Genomic DNA, 19,773 nt, shown 5'->3' on the forward strand with positions numbered 1-19,773 from the left:
GGTGCCCTCGCGCCTGGCCAGTGAACGAGAGCCACCAGAGCCATGAATGAAGTCGGCGACCATGCAGCCGAAGGAGAGCGCCAGAGCAAGACCCCGCTGGTCATCGGCGTGGGAGCTTCGCCCGCCGCTCTGGACAGTATCGAACGCTTCTTTGCCAAGCTGACCGTAGACGCCGACCAGGCCATCGTGCTGGCGCTTCAACATCACGAGGCCTTCGACGAGCCGCGGCTGCGCCGGATCGTGCAAAATGCCCACGGCGGCAAGCTCTCCGACCCCGGCAACGGCGAGGCGATCGAGGGCGGCATGATCTATCTGTGCCCGGCGGCGATGATCACCACGATCCAGGGCGGCCGTTTCGCGATCCGCAAGGCCGAGCAGGGGCCCGGCGAGCGCGCCACGATCGACAGCTTCCTGGTGTCGCTGGCGGAGGAACGCGCCGAGCAGTCGATCGGCGTGATCCTGTCCGGCACCGGCGGCGACGGCACGCTGGGCACCGCAACGCTGAAGGATCACGGTGGTCTCGCCATCGCCGAAAAGGTCATCACCGACGAGGCCGGTCATCTCAAGGAGGCCAACACGCCGGCGGCGATCGCCGACTACGTGCTGGCGCCGGAAGACATTCCCGAGCACATCCAGGTCTATGCCCGTCATCTCAGGCGGCTGGATGAGAAGCAGGGCTTCGACGAGGTGCTGGCCGCGGCCGCGACCTCGCTGTCGCGCATCGCCGACATCCTGCGCAACAAGACCGGCAATGATTTCCACGGCTACAAGCAGAACACCTTCCTGCGCCGCGTGCAGCGGCGTATGCAGGTAGTCCAGATCGACGATATCCCCGCCTATGTCGACTTCCTCAGGAACGACAAGGACGAGGCACAACGCCTCTTCAACGATCTCCTGATCGGCGTCACCGAGTTCTTCCGCGACAAGCGCGAATTCGAGGTGCTGGAGAGCCAGATCATCCCGAAGATATTCGAGGGCAGGGGCGCGGGCCAGCAGGTCCGCGTCTGGGTGCTCGGCTGCGCGACGGGCGAAGAGGCCTATTCGATCGGCATACTCCTGCGCGAATACATGGGCCGGCTGGATTCCGCGCCGCAGGTGCAGATCTTCGCCACCGACATCGACGGCCGCGCGCTTGCGGCCGCGCGCGTCGGCCGTTACCGCACCACCATCGAGGCCGACATGACCAGCGAGCGCCTGGCGCGCTGGTTCGTGCGCGAAGGCGACACTTATTGCGTGGTGAAGGAGCTGCGCGAAATGTGCATCTTCTCGCAGCACAACGTCATCAAGGACGCGCCGTTCTCCAAGCTCGATCTCGTCTCCTGCCGCAACCTGCTGATCTACCTCAACGCCGAATTGCAGAACCGGGTGATTCCGCTGTTCCACTTCGCGCTGCTGCCGGAGCGTTTCCTCTTCCTCGGCAATTCCGAGAACGTGACGCGGCACCCGAAGCTGTTCGCGCCGATCGATCGCCGCGCCCGCATCTTCAAGAAGCTCGACACGGGAACGCGGCTGCCGCCGGAATTTCCGATCACCACCGCGGCGGGCAGGGCGCCGGTCGAAGTGCCGCCAGTGCGTTCGTTCGGCCCCGACGTCGGGCTGGAGCGCCGCGCGCAGCGCATCGCGGAGCGCTATGCCCCCGCCTATGTCATCACCGACGACCATTTCCAGATCCTGCACTTCTCCGGGCGCACCGGCCGCTATATCGAGCCGACGGCGGGCGCCGCCACGCTCGACCTGCTCCAGCTTGTGCACCGCGATCTGCGTCTGGAATTGCGGACGGCGCTCGGCCGCGCCGCCGAGACCAACGAGCCCGCTCATGCCGATCAGGTGCAGCTCGGGGTGAATGGTCACCGCGTTCTCGTCGACGTCACGGTCGAGCCGATCCAGGATGGCGCCGGCGGCCATCGCAATTTCGTCGTCCTGTTCAAAGACGGCCCGGCCCGCGTGATCGAGGCCAACCCGGGCAATCCGAACGCGCTGGTGCGCACCGAGCACGTCGAGCGCCTTGAAGGCGAGCTGCGCGCGACGCGGGAGCGCCTTCAGGCCACGATCGAGGAGCTCGAAAGCACCAACGAGGAACTGAAGTCCTCGAACGAGGAATATCAGTCGCTCAATGAAGAGCTGCAGTCCGCCAACGAGGAGCTCGAGACCTCGCGCGAGGAGTTGCAGTCTGTCAACGAGGAATTGACCACGGTCAACGGCGAGCTGGCGCACCGCGTCCAGGAGCTGACGCGCGCCACCAGCGACCTCAAGAACTTCCTCGAGAGCACGCAGATCGCGACCGTGTTCCTCGACAACGATCTGCGCGTGATGAACTTTACGCCGGCGATCACCCAGGTCCTGCATCTCGTTGAAACCGACGCGGGCCGCCCGATCGCGCACATCAAGGCGCGCATCCCGATCGAGGAGCTCTATGATGATGTGCGCCGCGTGCTGCGCACGCTGGCGAGCGCCGAGCGCGAGCTGAGCGCGCCCGACAGCGGCACGCGCTACATCGTGCGCATCCTTCCCTATCGCAGCATCGACAATTTCATCGCCGGCGTCGTCGTCACCTTCATCGACGTCACCGCCATCACCCGCGCCGAGGAGCGTCAGCGTCTGCTGCTGGCCGAGCTCCAGCATCGTGTCCGTAACACGCTCGGCGTGGTGCGCTCGATCGCCCGCCGTTCGGCAGAAACGAGCACCACCGTCGAGGAATACGCCTCCCATCTCGACGGCCGGCTGAACGCCTTTGCCCGGACCCAGGCGCTGGTGACCCGCGATCCCGAAGGTGGCGTCGATTTCGAATATCTCGTGGTCGAAGAACTCTTGGCCTATAATGCCCGCGAGGGCGAGCAGATGCGGGTGTCCGGTCCCAAGGTGCGCCTGCAGCCCAAAGCCGCGGAAACCTTCGCACTGGCCATCCACGAACTGGCCACCAACGCTCTGAAATACGGCGCCTTGAGCCAGCCGACCGGGCGGATCGAAATCACCTGGCGCAAGGACGAAAGCACCGAGCCGGCCGAGCTGGTGTTCGAATGGCGCGAGCGGGGCGGCCCGCAAGTGGCGCCACCAGCGCGAAAGGGCTTTGGCACCGAGCTTCTGGAGCGTACGCTGGCTTTCGAGTTCAGGGGGCAGACCACGATGGCATTCGACCCGGTTGGGCTGCAATGCACGATCGCCATTCCTCTGAGCAGGCGCACGTTCCACACACCGGCAATGGCTGACTGATGTCCTTGTCGACCTCCGATCGCAGCTTGCTGGAGCCGGCCATTCGCCGGCTGAATGCGCTGAGGCCGTTGTCGACCGAAGCCCGCACGGCACTCGAATACGCACTGCTCGAGGGACTTCAGCGCGCCGGATCGGCCGAGGACCTGATCTCCGAGGGCGATCCGGTCGACAGCGTCCGCCTCGTGCTGTCGGGCTGGCTCTGCCGCTACAAGACGCTCGAAGACGGGCGGCGCCAGATCGTCAATTTCATCTTTCCCGGCGAGAGCTGCGATGCGCACGCCTTCCTGCTCTCGGTGATGGATCATTCCATCGCGGCGATGACGCAGGTCGTCTACAGCGAGATCAAGCGTGCGCGCTTCGAGGCACTGGTGGCGGGTGATCGCTCGCTCGCCGAAGCATTCTGGTGCGAGACCCTCGTCAACAATGCCATCCAGCGCGAATGGGCCATCAATCTCGGCCGCCGCGTCGCCCTCGAGCGGGTGGCGCATTTGTTCTGCGAGATCTTCGAGCGGCTGCGTCCGGTCGGGATGGTCGAGGGCAATTCCTGCATCATGCCTGTGACGCAGATGGATCTCGCAGATGCCACCGGTCTGTCGGTGGTCCATCTCAATCGAACAGTGCAGGAGCTGCGCTCCTCCGGTCTGATCGTGCTGCGCGAGCGGACGCTCACCATCAACGATCTCGACGCACTCAAGGACGCGGCCCTGTTCTCGCCGAGCTATCTGCAATTGTATCGGCGCGGCTGATCGCGCTTTCGATTCAGCTTGGAGTTCCCGATGATTTTGAGCGGTTGGCGCGTTTTGAGTAACTTACGTGAAAGCGCGTCCGTCGCGGGGCCTCTATAGTCGATTGATGGATGACGCCCTGTTTGCCCGCGCTGCCCGCGCGATCGAAGCGAGCCGCACCCTCCGGGCGCAGCACAGAGCGGTCGCGGATCGGCTTGACGATGTCAAGCGCGAGACGCGCCGCGTGATGATGGAAAGCGCGATGTTGCGCTCCGAGATCCAAGCCCTTCGGGACAACCGGGAAGAGTAGGGACTTTAGAAACCCTTCGCGATCCGGAACGTTGAACTTCCGTCATGTCGGACTGGCTATGGCAGCCACCGAGAAGAACGCAACGGCGCGCTCTGTCCATGAACAGGGAGGATTCCTCATGTTGACGCGGCATCGTGTCAAGCAAAGGGATGCGCTGGAAACGCGCCTGGCCGCAGAAGCCGAGCGGCTGCGCGAGCAGGCCAAGTCGCTTCCGCCGGGGGCCGCACGCGACGAAATCCTGCGCAAGGCGCGTCAGGCGGAAACCGGTTCTCAGATGAGCGAGTGGCTGCGCTCGCCCGGGCTGCAGCCACCGCAATGACGAGGTGCGGCATGTGCAGCACGTCAGGCTGCATCTGCGACCGGGCACTGGCTTGACGCTCACGACGCCGGCAAAATCACGCAGCGTTAACTTATTGAAATGCCGGAACTTGGCGTTGCGACCCAAGCTGCAAAAAAATGTCGGGCTGGGCCGCATTTCCGAAGTCCCTGATGAAGATAAGATGACCGCCAAACGCAACCGAAGGAAACAGACCCAATCGCTCCAGGAGCGGTTGATGGCATTTGCCGAAACCACCCGCGAGCGCGCGCGCAGCATGCCGCCCGGCAAGGAGCGCGAGATGCTGCTGCGACGCGCTGAACAGAACGAGATGACCTCGAACCTGACGGACTGGCTGAGTGCGCCTGTGTTCCCACGACGAGGAGAGTGACGATGCGGAGCATCAAGCACTATCGGGCTTTCCAGATCGAACCGAACGGTCATGTGTTCGGATGCGTCAATCTCGTCTGCGACAATGACGAGCAGGCCAGGCGCGAGGCCGCCTCGCTCGTGCTGCTCCACCGCATCGAGCTCTGGCGGCTGGACCGGAGGATCGCCCAATTCGATCTGCCTCCGGAGACCGTCCGTCAGCAGGCCGCCGGCTCATAAGCGGAAGGAGGGACGCGCGCCTTCGTCGCAACGCCCTGGAACCGCGAGCCGCACCTCGGGTTGGTCGAGTTGCACCGATCTGGCGAGGAGGCGGCATGACGGAAGTCGACGTTCGCAAGGGAATGCCGTCCGTCAGACTGTCGCGCGAAGAATTCGAGCGCCGTTACAGGAGCCAGTTCGTCGATCCCGCCTTCGTCCCGCTCCAGCGCGAGCTCGATGCCATCGTCGGCGCTGCCTGGGACGCCTATAGCCATTCGCGCAAGGCGCCGGTGACGCGGAAAGCGGGGCCCGGATTTGCCGATCCCGACTACGACATCGCCGTCGACTGGCTGGACGCGCGCGCCGCTGTGCTCACCGCGCAGCGACGGCATGACGATGCCGGCGAGACGCCGCGCATCCTGATCATCAACGGCTCGGCCCGCAGCGAGCACACCTGTCCCGGCGAGATGTCCAAGACCTGGCGTCTGGTCAAGCTGGCCGAGCCGGTCTTCATCGAGATGGGGTTTGCCGTCGACATCCTCGATCTGTCGCGCCTCGCCTCGGAGTTCGGCAAGAACATCCATCCCTGCAAGTCCTGCGTCGCCACCGCGATGCCGCTCTGTCACTGGCCGTGCAGCTGCTATCCGAACCATTCGCTGGGGCAGACCGGCGACTGGATGAACGAGATCTACCCGCTGTGGGTCGCCGCGCACGGCATCCTGATCGTGACCCCGGTGAACTGGTACCACGTGCCGGCCGGTCTCAAGGCGATGATGGACCGCCTGGTCTGCGCCGACGGCGGCAACCCGGATCCGACCTCGACCCACGGCAAGAGGGCCGACGAGGCCAAGGCGATGGAGCTGAAGGGCTGGCCCTATCCGCGCCATCTCGCCGGCCGTCATTTCGGCCTCGTCGTTCACGGTGACGCCGCCGGCGCCGAGAACGTGCGCCGGTCCTTGTCCGACTGGCTGACCGACATGCGCCTGATCTCGGCGGGCCGCTTCGCCGAGCTCGACGGCTATATCGGCTACATGGAGCCGTACGCCATCTCGCACCGCGAGCTCGATGAGGATCGAACGTTCCAGCAGAAGGTGCAGAATGTGGCGCGTGCGCTGGGCGACGCGGTCCGGCTCGCGCGCGCCGGGCAGCTCCGGGAGCCCGGTGCGGGTCTTGCGGATCCAAACCCCAAATGACCAGCGCGGCTTGATGGCCTGATCGTCGGCAGCAAGATCGACCTTGGCGCACTGGTCATAATGATCGCAGGATCAGTCGCAGGTGGTCCCTGGCTGCCCTTCAGCCATATTCGTCGCCGATCCCGTACTCCCGGTAGATCTCGAGCGGATCCGACTCCGGAAACAGGCGGCATTTGGCCTGGGCGAGGTGCAGGCTCACCGCCGCCGGCTCCTTGCCGTCGGAGAGCAATTTGCGGATATCCTCCATGTGCGCGCTCGGCTGGTGCTTCGGCTCGAGCTGCTCCAGCGCGACCAGCGCGGTCGCGAGGGCCTCGGTCAGAACCCAGTCGTCGTGGCCCGTGATTCCCTTCCTCGGCATCGGCAGACCCCACATGTGGCGGCGGTCCCAGTCTATCGCGACTTCCGCCAAATCTCCATTGAGCCGTTGCGGGCTACCGGCGTGCGGAACGGCCGGCGCTCGTGCTCCGGCTTGCAATATGGCCGCGCGTGGCTAAAAGGCGGCGAGTTGCGGGCGGCGGTATCTTTGCTGAAACAAACTTGGCGTAGACGAAGCCTGTACGGCCGGCTGTTCCGGTCTGGACTCCCCCCTGATCCCGAATTTGCAACGCCGATCCGGTTGCGCACCTCCTCAAGGCTTGAGCCAGCATGGTTTTCCTTAGCTTCGTCTACCGCTTCGTCACCAACTTCGCGTTCCTGGCGGTGGTCTATTTCAGCCTGAACTTCATGGAGAAGTATCCGAACCGGGCGATCCTGGCGATCCTGGTGCTGGTCTATGCCGGCATGCGCGCGGCCTCGACGCTGCGCGCGTTCTACTTCTTCCAGAAGATCGAGAAGCTGGAGGCCGAGACGAAGCGCCTTCAGGCCCCGATCAATGACGGTTCGGGCGGAACCGCGGCGCGCAAGCAGGTCGTCGCCGACGTCGCCCGGCTGCGGCGCGACGGCGAGATCAAGTCCTATATGGACCTGTTCTTCCTGGCACTGATCGTGCTGCTCTGCGTCGCCAACATCATGCGGCAGTAGGGGCCAGAGCGTTTTCGAGCGAAGTGGATTACCGGGTCGCGTGAAGAAAATGCGTCAAAACAAGAATCCAGAGCTTCGGTTCTGACCCAATCAGAACCGATCAAGCTCTAGGCGCGCTTCTTCAGGCCGGCCACATGAGTCGGACGCGGCGCGGCGCTCTTGGCCTGCCTACTTCCGGCCTGCCCAATCCTGGTCTGCTTCGGTGCGGCCGGCGCCGCATGCGCCGTTCGCCGTCCCTGCGGCTTGGCCGGCTTGCCCTTGGGCCCACGAGGCGTCTCGGCCGCGATGGCCAGCCGCGTCGCGGCGCGCCGCGACAGCGTCGTCGACAGCAGGACGTCGATCGAGCCCTCGGGGATCGCAAAGAGATCGCGGCCGGGCACGGGCAGGGTGGTCGCGACATCCGTCAGCGCCTTGGTCCGGCGCGGCAGCAGCGGCTGATGCCTGGTCTGCGCGTTGAGATCGGCAAGAGCGGGCGCCGGAAGCGTGCCGGTCTGCGTGAACACGAAATTCGGCACGGACGGCCAGCGCGCGATCGGCGTCGTCTCCGTGGGCGGATGCAGCAGCCACTCCACCGGCGTGGTCGGCGTCGCCGGCTGGTCTGCGCTTGCCGGCACCACATGCACGATGCGATAGCCGCGCGCCTTCAAGTCACGGATGATCTTCGGCAGCGCCGCCACCGTGCGGGCCTGGATGTCGTGCAGCAGCAGGATGCCCTTGCCCTTGGCCTCCAGCCGCTGGATCGCGAGCTGATAGACGCGGTCGGACGACACATGGCGCCAGTCGTCGGCCGGAAAATCGGCGCTCCAGACCTGGATGCCGCGCGAGATCAGAAGGTTCTCGACGCCCTCGGCGCGCATCAGGCCGGGGATGCGGAAGAACGGCGCGAGCTTGGACGGATCGGTCATCGCGGCCGAGGTCCACGCGATGCCGCCATTGATCTCGGCCTCGGCCTTCTCGATCGGCATCCGGTCGAAGGTCAGCGGATGGTCCATGCTGTGGGTGCCGACGGTGTGCCCCGCCGCCACCAGCTTGCGCACGCCTTCGGGGTTGGCCTTGGCCTGCTGACCGATGATGAAGAAGGTCGCCTTGATGCACTCGTCGGCGAGGATCTGGAGCACCTGGTTGGAATATTTCGGCAAGGGACCATCGTCGAAGGTCAGGACGACCTCATGGTCCTTCAGGGGCAGCGTCTCGCGGTACTGCATGGTGCCGATGCGCGGATGCTCGCGCGGATCGACCACGAGGGTGCGGGAGGTGCCGAGCGCGTCCGGATGGCCGGGGCAGTTGGCCGCGAACGCTGCCGGCGAGGCGGTGGTCAGCAACCCAAGGAATCCGCCAAGACATAGGACGATCCACGATCGCGTCCGCAAAACAACGCTACTTCCGATCATGAACCCCGTCTGCCCTCATATGCGATTGTCGCCATAGTAGGTCGGAGACACCGGGAAACGGTTCAGGCGCAAGAACCCTTCCCACTGCAAGTCCCCTCAATACTTGCACGGCGTATCATGAACAGACTGTTAATAGGGCCCAAATCACCCCATTTTGCGCCGGCGTGACATTCCGGCATCAATGCGCGTCGGCACTCTTCTGTGGCGTGCCCGCCGGCACGATGTGAACCACCCGATAGCCGTTCTCCTTCAGGTACCGCAGGAAGGCCGGCATGATCGCGGCCGTGCGCGCCTTGGGGTCGTGGAAGAGGATTATGCCCTTGCCGCTCGCCGCGAGGCGCTCGGTGACGAGCTTCAATTCCTGCTCCGGCGTGATCTCCTCCCAGTCGCTGGCCCAGAGGTCAGCCCCGAACACGACGATGCCGCGGGCCTGGAGCAGATCGAGCTGCGCAGGGGTCGATTCGAAATAGGGGAAGCGGAAGAACGGCGTCGAGGGCGTCGTCGTCGACACGCCTTTCAGCGCCATCTCGTCGGCCGCGATCCCGCGGTCGATCTCGCTCTTCGCCTTGTCGAACAGGATCCGCGCCATGAACGGGTGCGAGAAGGTGTGGTGGCCGATGGTGTGGCCCTCGCGCGCGATGCGCTTGACCATGTCGGGATGTTCGGCGGCGTGCAGGCCGATCAGGAAGAAGGTCGCGCGCACGCATTCCTGCGCCAGCGCCGCCAGCACCTTCGATGTGGTCGGCGGATACGGGCCGTCGTCGAAGGTCAGCACGACCTCGCGATCGGCGAGTGGCAGCGTCTGCGGAAAACTCTTCAGACCGACTCGCGGTGTGGTCTTCACGTCGACGCTCAGCACCCGCGAGGTGCCGAGCGTATCCTTGCGCGGGCACTCGGCGGCTTCGGTCGAGGGGAGGCCGGTGAGGGCCATGAGGACCGTGCCCACGGACATCGATGTCCACCTCCGTCGAAGCATCTTTGTCATTGCGCTCGCCGTCGCCTTGTGGGTATTGCCTGAACCCTCAGCTCAGACCAGTCGTTCCAACCTGTCAAATGGGAGCCGCGCCATGGATGAACATATGGACGTTGCCCTATCCGCCGCGGAATCGGTACTCGACCACGTGCCGATGCGCAATGAAGACGGCGAAATTCGTCACGAATTTGTCGAGGAAATTGCCCATGCGATCGAGGCCGGCGACAGTGCATCGTTGCGGGCGATCGTCGCCGAGCTGCACGAGGCCGATCTCGGCGACCTGATCGGAGCGCTCGAGCCCGACGACCGCGTCCGCCTGGTCGAGTTGACCGGCCGCGACTTCGACTTCTCGGCATTGAACGAGGTCGACGAGGCCGTGCGCGAGGAGATCCTCGAGGAGCTGCCGCCGGAGACGGTCGCAGAAGGTGTCCGCGAGCTCGAATCCGACGACGCGGTCGAGCTGCTGGAAACCCTCGACGAGGCCGAGCAGGAGGAGATCCTCGAGAAGCTGCCCTTGCGGGAGCGCGTCGCGCTCGAGCGCAGCCTGCTTTATCCGGAGAATTCCGCCGGCCGCCGGATGCAGACCGAGTTCATCGCCGTGCCCCAGGATTTCACCGTCGGGCAGGCGATCGACTACATGCGCGAGACGCCGGATCTGCCCGACCGCTTCTACGAGATCTACGTCGTCGACAAGGAGCAGCACTGGCAGGGCGCGGTGCCGCTCGACGTGCTCCTGCGCACACGCCGGCCGGTGCCGCTCACCGAGCTCACCGACGAGGACCGTCGCCGCGTCTCCGTGTTGGAGGACCAGTCGGAGGTGGCGCACATGTTCGGCAAGTACAATCTCGTCGCCGCGCCCGTGCTCGACACCCAGGATCGCCTGGTCGGCGTCATCACCGTCGACGACGTCGTCGACGTCATCGAGGAGGAGGCCGACGAGGACCTCAAGGCGCTCGGCGGCGTCACCAGCGACGAAGAGCTGTCGGACACCTTTCTGACCATTGCGCGCGGCCGCTTCAACTGGCTGCTGGTCAATCTCGCCACCGCCTTCCTCGCGTCCTCCGTGCTCGGCCTGTTCGAGGGGCAGCTCGAGAAGATGGTGGCGCTCGCCGTGCTGGCGCCGATCGTGGCGAGCCAGGGCGGCAACGCCGCGACCCAGACCATGACGGTTGCGGTGCGGGCGCTCGCGACCCGCGAGCTCGGCTCCTTCAACGCCTGGCGCGTGGTGATGCGCGAGACGCTGGTCGGTCTCGTCAACGGGCTCGCCTTTGCCGTGATCACGGGGATCGCGGCCGTGGCCTGGTTCAAGATTCCGGGCCTCGGCATCGTCATCGGGCTTGCCATCATCTGCAACCTCGTCGCCGGCGCGCTCGGCGGCATCCTGATCCCGATGGCGCTCGACCGTGTCAGGGCCGATCCGGCGGTGGCTTCCGGCACCTTCGTCACCACCGTGACCGACGTCGTCGGCTTCTTCTCCTTCCTCGGCATCGCGACGCTGTGGTTTGGGTTGAAGTAGGGAAGCGCGCTCTCTCCCCGTCATTGCGAGCGAAGCGAAGCAATCCAGAATCTCTCCGCGGCAATAGTCTGGATTGCTTCGCTTCGCTCGCAATGACGGAGTGTGGGGCAGCCGCGCTGCCTCTCACGTGTCCCGGGGCGCGCTGCGGCGCGTAGCGCTGCTGCGCAGAACCGGGACCCAGAAGGCGACAGGGTACGCTGCGGCGGGATGGGCCCCGGCTCTGCGGCGCACCGCCGAAGAGGCGCTGCGCCGCGTCCGGGGCACGAGGCCGCTATCTTTAATCCGAACTTAAGCGAGTTGCCGCATCATCGCCCGTGCTTGGGGGAATCGACATGCGGTTGCGGCTGAAGGCGGACGGGCGGATCGTCGAGTTGCGGGACGGCCAAGAGCTTCCAGTTCAGCCGCTTCCAGTTCAGCCGCTTCCAGTTCAGCCGTCTCCAGTCCTGCCGGCGGCCAATGCGGCGCCAGGCGAGGCCTCTTCGCTCGCGGTGCGCGATCTGCGCCGTCGCGCCTGCCTGACCCAGATGGAGTTCGCCGCCAAGCTCGGCGTTCCCGTCGAGACCATCCGCAACTGGGAGCAGGGCAAGCGTGCCCCGCGGGGGCCGGCCCGCGCGCTGCTCGCCGTGATCGCGCATGCACCGGATACGGTATTCCAGGCGCTCGCCAAAGCCTGACGTCAAGGCCTCGCGCGAACCACGCGTTAGCATTGCGCTGAATAACCGGCCCGGCGTCCGTTGGCACGATGACGGGCGAAGTCCATAATGGCCTAAAGCATGATCCGGAAAAGTGCGCAGCGGTTTTCCGAAAAGATCATGCTCAAACAATAACCTAAAGCGCGATGACGATTCATCCTGATCTCATCGCGCCTTAGGGGCGACCGCAACAGAGAGGATTCCTCATGCTGTTCGTCGAGGCCAGTGGCGCAAGGATACCGGCGATCGGGCTCGGGACCTGGGAATTGGACGGGCGGCTTTGCGCGCGCGTGGTCGAGCAGGCGCTGCGGCTCGGCTACCGTCACATCGACACCGCGCAGGTCTACGACAATGAGCGCGAGGTCGGCGACGGCCTGCGCGCCTCCGGCGTGCGCCGCGACGACATCTTTCTCACGACCAAGGTCTGGACCAACCATTTCGCGCCCCACGATCTCGAGCGCTCGGTCAAGGAGAGCCTCGCGCGCCTGCGGCTTCCCTTCGTCGATCTCCTCTTGCTGCATTGGCCCAATTCGCACGTGCCGCTGGCGGAGACGCTGGGCGCGCTGTCGCATGCCAAGCGGATGGGCCTGACCCGCCATATCGGCGTGTCCAATTTCACGGTGGCGCTGATCGAGCAGGCGGTCGCGCTGTCGCCGGAGCCGCTGGCCTGCAACCAGGTCGAATATCACCCTTATCTGGACCAGGCGAAGGTGAGGGCGGCCTGCGACCAGCATGGCCTTGCGCTGGTCGCCTACAGCCCGATCGCCAAGGGGCGCGTCAAGACCGACCAGACGCTCGCCGAGATCGGGCGCCTCCACCGCAAGACGCCGGCGCAGATCTGCCTGCGCTGGCTGGTGCAACAGAATGTCGCTGCGATCCCGCGCACCTCCCGCGTCGAGCGGCTGTCGGAAAACATCGAGATCTTCGATTTCGAGCTGGCGGACGATGAGATGGCCCGCATCGCCGCGCTGGCCAATCCCAGGGGGCGCCTGACCGATTTCGGCTTCGCCCCGAAATGGGATTGAGGGGGGCCTCCATTATGCTAGGACCAGCGCGGCAACCCGAAGTCAGTCGATGGAACCGCGGAAGATCATACGGACGGACATTGCGGCGTCGGCGATCGCGCATCTGACGCTGGTGGGACTGATCATCCTGATCAGCGAGGTCCATCCGTTCCATGCCGCACCGCCCGAAACGGTCACTGTCGACATCGTCACGCCGGAGCAGATGAAGCAGGAGGAGGCCAAGGCCCAAGAGAAGGCTGAGGAGAAGGCCAAGGACGAGGTGAAGCAAGAGGCGAAGGAGAAGCTGCCGGAGCCCGACCTGAAACTGCCGCAGCTGGATTTCACCGACAAGGACAAGGCGGCGCCGAAGCCTGCGGCCAAGCAACAGGCCGCCGCGCCGTCGCCATCACCGCAGCCGTCGCCCGAACCGCAACGGCCCGCGCAGCAGCAACAGCCGCAACCTTCGCCGAAGCCGCGCGAGGCCAACGCACAGCCGCAGCAACCGCCTCAGGCCATGCCGCAGCCGCAGCAGCAAGCCGCGCCGCCGCCGGCCTATCAGGCTCCGGAGCCCGACGTCACCATCAAGTACGGCGTCATGCTGGGGCTGCCGCCTGAACTGCCGTCCGAGCCGAGAAACGCCCCCAAGGATGACGGCGGCGATGCCAACGATTCGACCGCAACCAAGCTGCCGGCCGAAGTCATTGCCGCGCTCCGCCGCCACCTGAGAAGTTGCGCCAAGTTGCCGGCCGGGGTCGACCCGACCGACAACGTCCGCATCAAGCTGCGCACGGTGTTCGCCACCGACGGCACGCTGGCGCGCGAGCCGATCCTGATCGAGGCCCCGCCGTCCGCGAAAGGTGTGGCCATGATGAAGTCCGCAATGAGCGCGCTCCAGAGCTGCCAGCCCTACAAGATGCTGCCGGCCGACAAGTATGAGGAATGGAAGGTGTTGGACCTGCCGTTCGGCCCAAGGGATTTCGGCGGGTAGCGTGTGGGCTGCGGGATCCCTCTGTGTCGCCGCCCTGTCAATCCCGGCACGCAAAAACATTCCGCTTTACCGAAATTCGGAATTGGCGTATGTGTCGCCCATCCCGGCTCACCCTTGAGGGGCGGTCATGTGTCGTGATGATCGCAGGGCCGGGCCTGCGGTGGACGCGGCAGCGTCGGGCGCGAGAGGTCAAGGGCAGGGCGGATTGCTCTCCGTGAGCCCGAGACCGCGCGCGGACGAACGGCGCTGTCAGGTTCGTCTCGCCTGTAAGTTTCCAGCCTGGTCGACAGGGCTGGGAAAACTGCGGCGAACAGCGCGCCGTGCGTACGGCAAAACCGTGTGGTCCTGGCCGTCGTTGCTACGGTCAAGCCCTGGCGGATGCGGCAGTCGCGTCAACCGGCGCGGTGCCGGCGACTTTCGCCGGGGTGAGGGAGGCCAGAAGGAACTCGGCTCCCGGGAGAGCACGGCATAAGCCGTCCAACCATCGCGCAGGGAAGGCCGTGTGTTGGGCTTCACCTGTATGCTGCTGTGCGGTTTCTCTGCGTGTGCTTTTCGCGCAGCGGACCGCGGGTGCTAGCTGGCACCCGGCCTTCCCTGCGCCCTCTTGGCTTAGAGGACGGAGCGATCAAGCAAAGCTCGGGCGAAATGAGCCGCGAGGATGCGAAGGCGTGTCTGCAATCCTTCACCGCTGTCATCGCCCGCGAAGGCGGGCGATCCAGTACTCCGAGACGGAAGTGATTGAACCGAGAGGCCGCGGCGTACTGGATGCCCCGCTTTCGCGGGGCATGACATTTCAATTGGAGAACCGAGCCGATGCCCCAAACACCGTCATTGCGAGCCAACGGGTCCGCGCGGAGCGCGGCCCCGTTGGCTCGCAATGACGATGCGGAAGCAGCGAGCGCCAATCCATCCCCGTCACCCCTGCGTAACGGCGAAGCCGTTATCGCTGGAGGTGCGCGCCCTGCGGCGCATCGCGCGGCAGGGTAAGCCTCGAAGGGCGACGGCCCGGCTGCATCCCGGCCGCTCATCCTTCGAGGCTCCCCATGGGACGCGTTGCGTCCCATGCCTCGCACCTCAGGATGACGGAGTTCATAGGGCCGTCATTGCGAGCGCCGCGAAGCAATCCAGAATCTTTCCGCGGTGGCAGTCTTGCTTCGCTGCGCTCGCAATGACGACGTGGAGAAAGCGCGCGCTACATCGCGCACTCGCGGCGCGGACGCATCAATGACCGCGCTTCTTCTCCTCACCATCCACCACCTCCGGCGCCATCGCGGCCCATGCGCTCGATGCGAACTGCCGGCGCCAGGTCACGACCACCACCGCTGCCGTGCTCACGAACAGCACCCAGGGGCTGACGAACCAGCCGAGATAGCCGAGCGCGAAGAAGAAGGCGCGCTGGCCGCGGTTGAAATGGCGGCCGGCGGATTCGAACAGGCGCGTGGTGCGGATGACATGGGCTTCGGCCTCCGGCGTGTCGCGCCGGTCAGCCGGCGGCATGCCGCCGAACAGGATCGCGACATAGTTGAACAGGCGGTAGGCCCAGGCGAACTTGAAGAAGGCGTAGACGCAGATCAGCACGAGGCCGACGCATTTCAGCTCCCACATCGCCGGCGACGTGCTGAGGTCGACCGGCAGCTTGCTCAGGATCGTGATCGCGTCGTTGGTGGCGTGCAGCAGCGCCAGCGCGCCGCCGAGCGCGAACAGGCTGGTGGAGGCGAAGAAGGCGGTGCCGTTCTGGAGCGAGGCCATGATCTGCATGTCGACCATGCGGGTCTCGCGATCGAGCAGCTGGCGCACCCAGACCTCGCGGTAGCGGTTCATGCGCGCCGACAGGCTGTCGCGGCCGTAAGCCGAATGCTCCAGCGTCAGGGCATAGACCAGCCATTCGATGATGAAGAAGCCGACCGCCGTGATGTCGACCCAGTGCCTGCTCATGTCTCTCTCCTCGCGGTCGCAACGATTGCCACGCACGATCCGTTGCGGCAACGATTGATTGGCGGCAGGCGATGGCGCTAAAAGCGGCTCGCTTCAGGACGTCTCGGGAAGGACTGGTGACATGGCTGCACTGAAACTCGCGATCGGCAACAAGAACTACTCGTCATGGTCGATGCGGCCCTGGCTCGCGCTGCGTGCCAACGACATCCCGTTCGTGGAGACCGTCATTCCGCTCTACACCGACAACCCCGCCGACAAGGAACAGATCCTCTCCTTCAGCCGCGCCGGCAAGGTGCCGGTGCTGGTCGATGGCGACATCACGGTGTGGGATTCGCTCAGCATCATCGAATACATCGCCGAGCGCTATCCCGAGAAGAAGCTGTGGCCCGACGACGTCGCGGCACGCGCCCATGCCCGTTCGGTCTGCGCCGAGATGCATTCCGGCTTCATGGCCTTGCGCAACGAATGCGGCATGAACCTGCACCGGCCCGTGCGCCCCGTGACGCTGTCGGCGGACGCCAAAGCCAATATCGCGCGCGTGCAGGAGATCTGGCGCGAGTGCCGGACCCGGTATGGTGCCAACGGACCGTTCCTGTTCGGCCGCTTCGGCGCGGCGGACGCGATGTATGCGCCGGTCGTGCACCGCTTCCGCACCTACGCGATCGAGGTCACGCCGGAGACCAGGGCCTACATGGACACGATGACGGCGATGCCGGCGTTCCAGGAATGGACCCGCGACGGGCTCGCCGAAACGCTCGTCATCGAGAAGTTCGAAACGGCGTAGTCGCGCTGGTGGTCGAGGGACGCCGGGGCGGTGTGCCGCCGGCCGCCCTGAGGGCCGGGCGCGCCTCAACCGGCAATTGCCGCACCCGGCGCGGGGGTATTTCCGGCGGTACGATTGGCGGGTCGCTCGCCCCTCTATCGTTCTGAAAAGACTGAAAAAATATCGCGTGTCCATGCTGGCATGGCGCTGGCCAAAACGGCCGGCCGCGTGCTATACAGCGGCCCGGGTTTCCGGCCGGCCATCGCATTGGGACCATGGGCGAGGCAGGCGCTGTTTGAGTAATGGAGAGGGTGTTGAAGCACAAATTCCCCGTGGGATCGCGCGTCCTGTTCACGGCCAGCAATATCGCGCGCCCGGCTGCCAGCGGCACGTATGAGATCATCCGTCTGCTGCCGACCGATGGCGACGACTGCCAATACCGGATCAAGAGCTCGACCGAAGCCTTCGAACGCGTCGCCAAGGAGAGCCAACTCGCGCTCTCCTGAAGGTTGAGGCTATCAGCGCATTGGTGCCTCCCGGGGAATTGTGTCCTGTCGCCGTCAAAAGGCCCGCTTCGCCTCAACAAGGTGGGCCGGGGGCAGTTGCCGACTCGCGGTGCTCGCTTGACCATCCGCTCTTTGCTCGCGTGAGGGGACGTCGCGCATGAACTGGGCATCGGCCACTTCGCTCGACCAAATCTGGCGCTCGCCGGCGTTCCCGATGTGGATGACGCTGGCGGCCGCCGGCTTCTTCGGACTTATCCTGCTGATCACACTGCTGCGCGCCGAGAGATCGGTCGCCAACGGCGCGCTGACCGTCATCACGCTGCTCTCCATCGCCATCGCGGTGGCGGCCACCGTGCGCGTCTATGGGCCGGCGGGACAGGCTGCTCCGGCCGAAGCGGGCACGCGTGCGGCGGTCACCGCGAGCCTGCCGGCGTTGTCCTGTCTCGACGATCTCGCCGGCGATGCCGTGGCCGTCGGTTGCGAGAAGGCCCTGTTCGGCGCGCCTGACGCGGCGGCCGCAGCCGTGTCCTACACCGCCGCCAGGATCGACCGGTTGACCGCGCTCGGCGACGTCGCGACCGCCGAGAGCAGCCTCACGCTGGACATGAAGGTGCTGCGCAGATCGCTGGAGCGTGATCGCTACGGCCTGGTCGCGCAGGTGCTGGTCGCGCGCGACGGCTGCACGCAGTTCGATTGCGCGGCGTTCCGTTCGCTGACCGACCAGCGCCAGGTCGCCGCCAACATGGATTCCCATCTCTACGACACGCTGGTCGCGCGCTATGTGCCGACCTGGAACGCGCCTGGAACGGCGCCGGCGATGCCGGCCACGGCTGCGCTTGCCGGGCTGCCGCCGTCGATGCCGACGGGCAAGCCGACCAATGCCGAGTTCCCGAGCGCGTCGTCCACGCCGCCGGTGAGCATCATGAATCCGGAGCCGCCCACGGCGGCAACGCGGCAGGCAGCGCCGGCCGCAACCGCAGCGCCGGCTCCCCGCGCGCCGGCAGCTGCCTCCGCGCAGGCCGCAGCTCCATCGGCACCGGCTGCGAAGAAGCCGCCGGCGCCGAAGGCTGCGCGGGCGCCGGCAGCCGCACCTGTTCCGCTCGCGCCGCCGCCCTCGGCCCCGGCCCCCGCGGCTGCGGATAACGAGTAGATCGGCATTCCAAATGAGCGGCTGCCCGGCTAATGCTGGGGCATGCCGCTACACCTGATCAAGCTCGCCGTCGGCTGCGACTCCGTCAAGGAATTGAAGGAGTGGATCGCCGAACGGATGCAGGCCGCCAAGAAGAAGGGTCTGCCGCAACACCACATCCACATCACCCGCATGGTGCCCAAGCGCGACACCGAGATCCTGGCGGGCGGATCGCTCTACTGGGTGATCAAGGGCGAGATCGCCGCGCGGGAAAAGATCATCGGCATCGAGCCGTTCCGCGACAAGGACGGCATCGGGCGCTGCCGAATCGTGATGCAGCCGAAGGTGATCTCGGTCTCGCCGCGGCCGATGCGCCCGTTCCAGGGCTGGCGCTATCTCACCGACGATTCCGTGCCGCCCGATCTCGGCAAAGCCGCCGCGGGCTCGATCGCGGCCATGCCGGAGCCGATGCGCCGCGAGCTGCGGGATCTGGGGTTGCTCTAGCTAGACCGCGATATTGTCGATCAGCCGCGTGTTGCCGAGCCTGGCCGCGACCAGGATCCGCAACGGCCCGTCCTCGCGCGAGGCGACCTGTGCCAGCGTCGCGGCGTGGCGCACCTCGAAATAGTCGAGCGCAAAGCCCGCCGCCTTGATCGTCTCGGCGCCGCGCGCCATCGAGAGCGCGATCGCCTCGCCGGTGCGGATGCGCCCGGCGCTTTCCTTCATGGCGCGATAGAGCACGATGGCGGTCTGCCGCTCCTCCGGCGACAGGTAGACGTTGCGCGAAGACATCGCGAGCCCGTCGCGCTCGCGCACGGTGCGGGAGCCGATCACCTTGACGCCGAGGTCGAGATCCCGCGCCATCTGCGTCACCACCCGCAACTGCTGAAAGTCCTTTTCGCCGAAGATCGCGACATCCGGCCGGCACTGCGTGAACAGCTTGCCGACGACGGTGGCGACGCCGCCGAAGAAGTGCGGCCGGAAGCGATCCTCGAGGCCGGCGAGCGCCGGGCCCTCGGGCACGATGCGGGTGGCAAAGCCCTCCGGGTACATCGCCTCGACGCCGGGGTGCCAGACGATGTCGACGTCCTCGGCCGCGAGCTTGGCGATGTCGGCCTTCCAGGTCCGCGGATAGGCGCCAAAATCCTCGGTCGGGGCAAACTGAGTCGGGTTGACGAAGATCGAAACCACGACGAGGCTGGCGCGCTGCTTGGCGAGGCGCACCAGCGACACATGCCCGTCATGGAGTGCCCCCATGGTCGGCACCAGCGCGATCGTGGCTTTTCGCTTGCGAAGATTGTCGACGGCGCGTCGCAAGGTGGGGACCGTGCGGGCGATCAAGGGGCTTCGTGACATCAGGACTCGGCAGGAGTTGGGGTGGAGGCGGGCGCGTCCCGGCGCCCGGCCGGCTAACCTTAACAAGCGGCGGTCGTGGACGCCATGCATCCGGATGCGGCACAGCATCCCGCGCAGCGCTGCACATGATGTCGCGACATTGTGGGCCGGATCACGGA

The 19,773-nt window shown here is 65.9% G+C and carries 21 protein-coding genes; 16 read left to right on the forward strand and 5 right to left on the reverse strand.

Translation table 11 applies throughout. The features are described 5' to 3' along the window. The first annotated feature begins 42 nt into the window (after positions 1-42). The 7 genes from GPL20_RS09675 to GPL20_RS09705 all read left to right on the forward strand — a co-directional run bounded on the left by GPL20_RS09675 (position 43) and on the right by GPL20_RS09705 (position 6,342). The gene (locus GPL20_RS09675) at positions 43-3,210 is read left to right on the forward strand and encodes a CheR family methyltransferase (RefSeq protein ID WP_157329337.1); all 3,168 of its coding nucleotides are present in this window, start codon (positions 43-45) and stop codon (positions 3,208-3,210) included. Continuing rightward, positions 3,210-3,956: a Crp/Fnr family transcriptional regulator gene (locus GPL20_RS09680; RefSeq protein ID WP_157329338.1), complete on the forward strand. Its 747-nt coding sequence runs from the start codon at positions 3,210-3,212 to the stop codon at positions 3,954-3,956. Before GPL20_RS09675 ends, GPL20_RS09680 begins: the two co-directional genes overlap by 1 nt. Positions 3,957-4,062: 106 nt before the next feature. After that, the gene (locus tag GPL20_RS09685) at positions 4,063-4,245 is read left to right on the forward strand and encodes a hypothetical protein (RefSeq protein WP_157329339.1); all 183 of its coding nucleotides are present in this window, start codon (positions 4,063-4,065) and stop codon (positions 4,243-4,245) included. A 118-nt stretch (positions 4,246-4,363) separates the two neighbouring features. Beyond that, entirely contained in the window at positions 4,364-4,564 is a 201-nt protein-coding gene (locus tag GPL20_RS09690; RefSeq protein ID WP_157329399.1) for a hypothetical protein, read from the forward strand. A gap of 52 nt (positions 4,565-4,616) precedes the next feature. Further along, positions 4,617-4,952 (forward strand): hypothetical protein, encoded by a 336-nt coding sequence (locus GPL20_RS40235; protein WP_373568288.1) that lies wholly within the window; start codon positions 4,617-4,619, stop codon positions 4,950-4,952. 2 nt (positions 4,953-4,954) lie between these two features. After that, complete coding sequence (locus GPL20_RS09700; RefSeq protein ID WP_157329340.1) at positions 4,955-5,170, forward strand: hypothetical protein; 216 nt, start codon at positions 4,955-4,957, stop codon at positions 5,168-5,170. Positions 5,171-5,265: 95 nt separating this feature from the next. Further along, positions 5,266-6,342, forward strand: a complete 1,077-nt coding sequence (locus GPL20_RS09705; RefSeq protein ID WP_157329341.1) for a flavodoxin family protein — start codon at positions 5,266-5,268, stop codon at positions 6,340-6,342. 100 nt (positions 6,343-6,442) lie between these two features. Here GPL20_RS09705 and GPL20_RS38740 read toward each other — a convergent pair whose 3' ends face one another. Beyond that, entirely contained in the window at positions 6,443-6,700 is a 258-nt protein-coding gene (locus tag GPL20_RS38740) for a hypothetical protein (protein WP_246250197.1), read from the reverse strand. 287 nt (positions 6,701-6,987) lie between these two features. Here GPL20_RS38740 and GPL20_RS09715 point away from each other — a divergent pair, with 287 nt between their 5' ends. After that, positions 6,988-7,362 (forward strand): hypothetical protein, encoded by a 375-nt coding sequence (locus GPL20_RS09715; protein ID WP_157329342.1) that lies wholly within the window; start codon positions 6,988-6,990, stop codon positions 7,360-7,362. Between the two features lie 107 nt (positions 7,363-7,469). Here the strand turns inward: GPL20_RS09715 and GPL20_RS09720 are convergent, their stop codons facing one another. Next, positions 7,470-8,753: a polysaccharide deacetylase family protein gene (locus GPL20_RS09720; protein ID WP_157329343.1), complete on the reverse strand. Its 1,284-nt coding sequence runs from the start codon at positions 8,751-8,753 to the stop codon at positions 7,470-7,472. A gap of 178 nt (positions 8,754-8,931) precedes the next feature. Continuing rightward, complete coding sequence (locus tag GPL20_RS09725; protein WP_167532960.1) at positions 8,932-9,705, reverse strand: polysaccharide deacetylase family protein; 774 nt, start codon at positions 9,703-9,705, stop codon at positions 8,932-8,934. Positions 9,706-9,820: 115 nt separating this feature from the next. On the opposite strand from GPL20_RS09725, the gene mgtE reads away from it, so the two are divergent. The 4 genes from mgtE to GPL20_RS09745 all read left to right on the forward strand — a co-directional run bounded on the left by mgtE (position 9,821) and on the right by GPL20_RS09745 (position 13,926). Beyond that, the gene (gene mgtE / locus GPL20_RS09730; protein WP_157329345.1) at positions 9,821-11,242 is read left to right on the forward strand and encodes a magnesium transporter; all 1,422 of its coding nucleotides are present in this window, start codon (positions 9,821-9,823) and stop codon (positions 11,240-11,242) included. Between the two features lie 326 nt (positions 11,243-11,568). After that, positions 11,569-11,916 (forward strand): helix-turn-helix domain-containing protein, encoded by a 348-nt coding sequence (locus GPL20_RS09735; protein WP_254126207.1) that lies wholly within the window; start codon positions 11,569-11,571, stop codon positions 11,914-11,916. A 224-nt stretch (positions 11,917-12,140) separates the two neighbouring features. Beyond that, entirely contained in the window at positions 12,141-12,959 is an 819-nt protein-coding gene (locus tag GPL20_RS09740) for an aldo/keto reductase (protein WP_157329347.1), read from the forward strand. A 49-nt stretch (positions 12,960-13,008) separates the two neighbouring features. Continuing rightward, positions 13,009-13,926 (forward strand): hypothetical protein, encoded by a 918-nt coding sequence (locus GPL20_RS09745; RefSeq protein ID WP_157329348.1) that lies wholly within the window; start codon positions 13,009-13,011, stop codon positions 13,924-13,926. Positions 13,927-15,147: 1,221 nt separating this feature from the next. On the opposite strand, the gene GPL20_RS09760 is transcribed toward GPL20_RS09745, so the two are convergent. Next, on the reverse strand, positions 15,148-15,861 hold the full coding sequence (locus tag GPL20_RS09760) for a DUF599 domain-containing protein (protein ID WP_157329349.1): 714 nt from the start codon (positions 15,859-15,861) through the stop codon (positions 15,148-15,150). A gap of 121 nt (positions 15,862-15,982) precedes the next feature. On the opposite strand from GPL20_RS09760, the gene GPL20_RS09765 reads away from it, so the two are divergent. The 4 genes from GPL20_RS09765 to GPL20_RS09780 all read left to right on the forward strand — a co-directional run bounded on the left by GPL20_RS09765 (position 15,983) and on the right by GPL20_RS09780 (position 18,763). Continuing rightward, positions 15,983-16,645 (forward strand): glutathione S-transferase family protein, encoded by a 663-nt coding sequence (locus GPL20_RS09765; protein WP_157329350.1) that lies wholly within the window; start codon positions 15,983-15,985, stop codon positions 16,643-16,645. 281 nt (positions 16,646-16,926) lie between these two features. Beyond that, positions 16,927-17,130 carry a hypothetical protein gene (locus GPL20_RS09770; protein WP_157329351.1) on the forward strand — a complete coding sequence of 68 codons (204 nt, stop codon included), beginning with the start codon at positions 16,927-16,929 and terminating at the stop codon, positions 17,128-17,130. Between the two features lie 157 nt (positions 17,131-17,287). Then, complete coding sequence (locus GPL20_RS09775) at positions 17,288-18,280, forward strand: hypothetical protein (RefSeq protein WP_157329352.1); 993 nt, start codon at positions 17,288-17,290, stop codon at positions 18,278-18,280. A gap of 42 nt (positions 18,281-18,322) precedes the next feature. Continuing rightward, positions 18,323-18,763 (forward strand): DUF1489 family protein, encoded by a 441-nt coding sequence (locus tag GPL20_RS09780; RefSeq protein ID WP_157329353.1) that lies wholly within the window; start codon positions 18,323-18,325, stop codon positions 18,761-18,763. Here GPL20_RS09780 and panC read toward each other — a convergent pair whose 3' ends face one another. Then, positions 18,764-19,615 (reverse strand): pantoate--beta-alanine ligase, encoded by an 852-nt coding sequence (panC, locus tag GPL20_RS09785; protein WP_157329354.1) that lies wholly within the window; start codon positions 19,613-19,615, stop codon positions 18,764-18,766. Positions 19,616-19,773: the final 158 nt, after the last annotated feature.

This window comes from Bradyrhizobium cajani (assembly GCF_009759665.1).
GTDB lineage: Bacteria > Pseudomonadota > Alphaproteobacteria > Rhizobiales > Xanthobacteraceae > Bradyrhizobium > Bradyrhizobium cajani.

Excerpts from the sequence above, each read along its gene's own strand:
- GPL20_RS09715 (WP_157329342.1), top strand. The coding sequence starts at position 6,988 with ATGGTTTTCCTTAGCTTCGTCTACCGCTTCGTCACCAACTTCGCGTTC.
- GPL20_RS09740 (WP_157329347.1), top strand. The coding sequence starts at position 12,141 with ATGCTGTTCGTCGAGGCCAGTGGCGCAAGGATACCGGCGATCGGGCTC.
- GPL20_RS38740 (WP_246250197.1), bottom strand. The coding sequence starts at position 6,700 with ATGCCGAGGAAGGGAATCACGGGCCACGACGACTGGGTTCTGACCGAG.
- GPL20_RS09700 (WP_157329340.1), top strand. The coding sequence starts at position 4,955 with ATGCGGAGCATCAAGCACTATCGGGCTTTCCAGATCGAACCGAACGGT.
- GPL20_RS09765 (WP_157329350.1), top strand. The coding sequence starts at position 15,983 with ATGGCTGCACTGAAACTCGCGATCGGCAACAAGAACTACTCGTCATGG.
- GPL20_RS09675 (WP_157329337.1), top strand. The coding sequence starts at position 43 with ATGAATGAAGTCGGCGACCATGCAGCCGAAGGAGAGCGCCAGAGCAAG.
- GPL20_RS09705 (WP_157329341.1), top strand. The coding sequence starts at position 5,266 with ATGACGGAAGTCGACGTTCGCAAGGGAATGCCGTCCGTCAGACTGTCG.
- GPL20_RS09725 (WP_167532960.1), bottom strand. The coding sequence starts at position 9,705 with ATGTCCGTGGGCACGGTCCTCATGGCCCTCACCGGCCTCCCCTCGACC.
- GPL20_RS09690 (WP_157329399.1), top strand. The coding sequence starts at position 4,364 with ATGTTGACGCGGCATCGTGTCAAGCAAAGGGATGCGCTGGAAACGCGC.
- GPL20_RS09685 (WP_157329339.1), top strand. The coding sequence starts at position 4,063 with ATGGATGACGCCCTGTTTGCCCGCGCTGCCCGCGCGATCGAAGCGAGC.
- panC (WP_157329354.1), bottom strand. The coding sequence starts at position 19,615 with ATGTCACGAAGCCCCTTGATCGCCCGCACGGTCCCCACCTTGCGACGC.
- GPL20_RS09720 (WP_157329343.1), bottom strand. The coding sequence starts at position 8,753 with ATGATCGGAAGTAGCGTTGTTTTGCGGACGCGATCGTGGATCGTCCTA.
- GPL20_RS09780 (WP_157329353.1), top strand. The coding sequence starts at position 18,323 with ATGCCGCTACACCTGATCAAGCTCGCCGTCGGCTGCGACTCCGTCAAG.
- GPL20_RS09775 (WP_157329352.1), top strand. The coding sequence starts at position 17,288 with ATGAACTGGGCATCGGCCACTTCGCTCGACCAAATCTGGCGCTCGCCG.
- mgtE (WP_157329345.1), top strand. The coding sequence starts at position 9,821 with ATGGATGAACATATGGACGTTGCCCTATCCGCCGCGGAATCGGTACTC.
- GPL20_RS09680 (WP_157329338.1), top strand. The coding sequence starts at position 3,210 with ATGTCCTTGTCGACCTCCGATCGCAGCTTGCTGGAGCCGGCCATTCGC.
- GPL20_RS09760 (WP_157329349.1), bottom strand. The coding sequence starts at position 15,861 with ATGAGCAGGCACTGGGTCGACATCACGGCGGTCGGCTTCTTCATCATC.
- GPL20_RS09770 (WP_157329351.1), top strand. The coding sequence starts at position 16,927 with ATGGAGAGGGTGTTGAAGCACAAATTCCCCGTGGGATCGCGCGTCCTG.
- GPL20_RS09745 (WP_157329348.1), top strand. The coding sequence starts at position 13,009 with ATGGAACCGCGGAAGATCATACGGACGGACATTGCGGCGTCGGCGATC.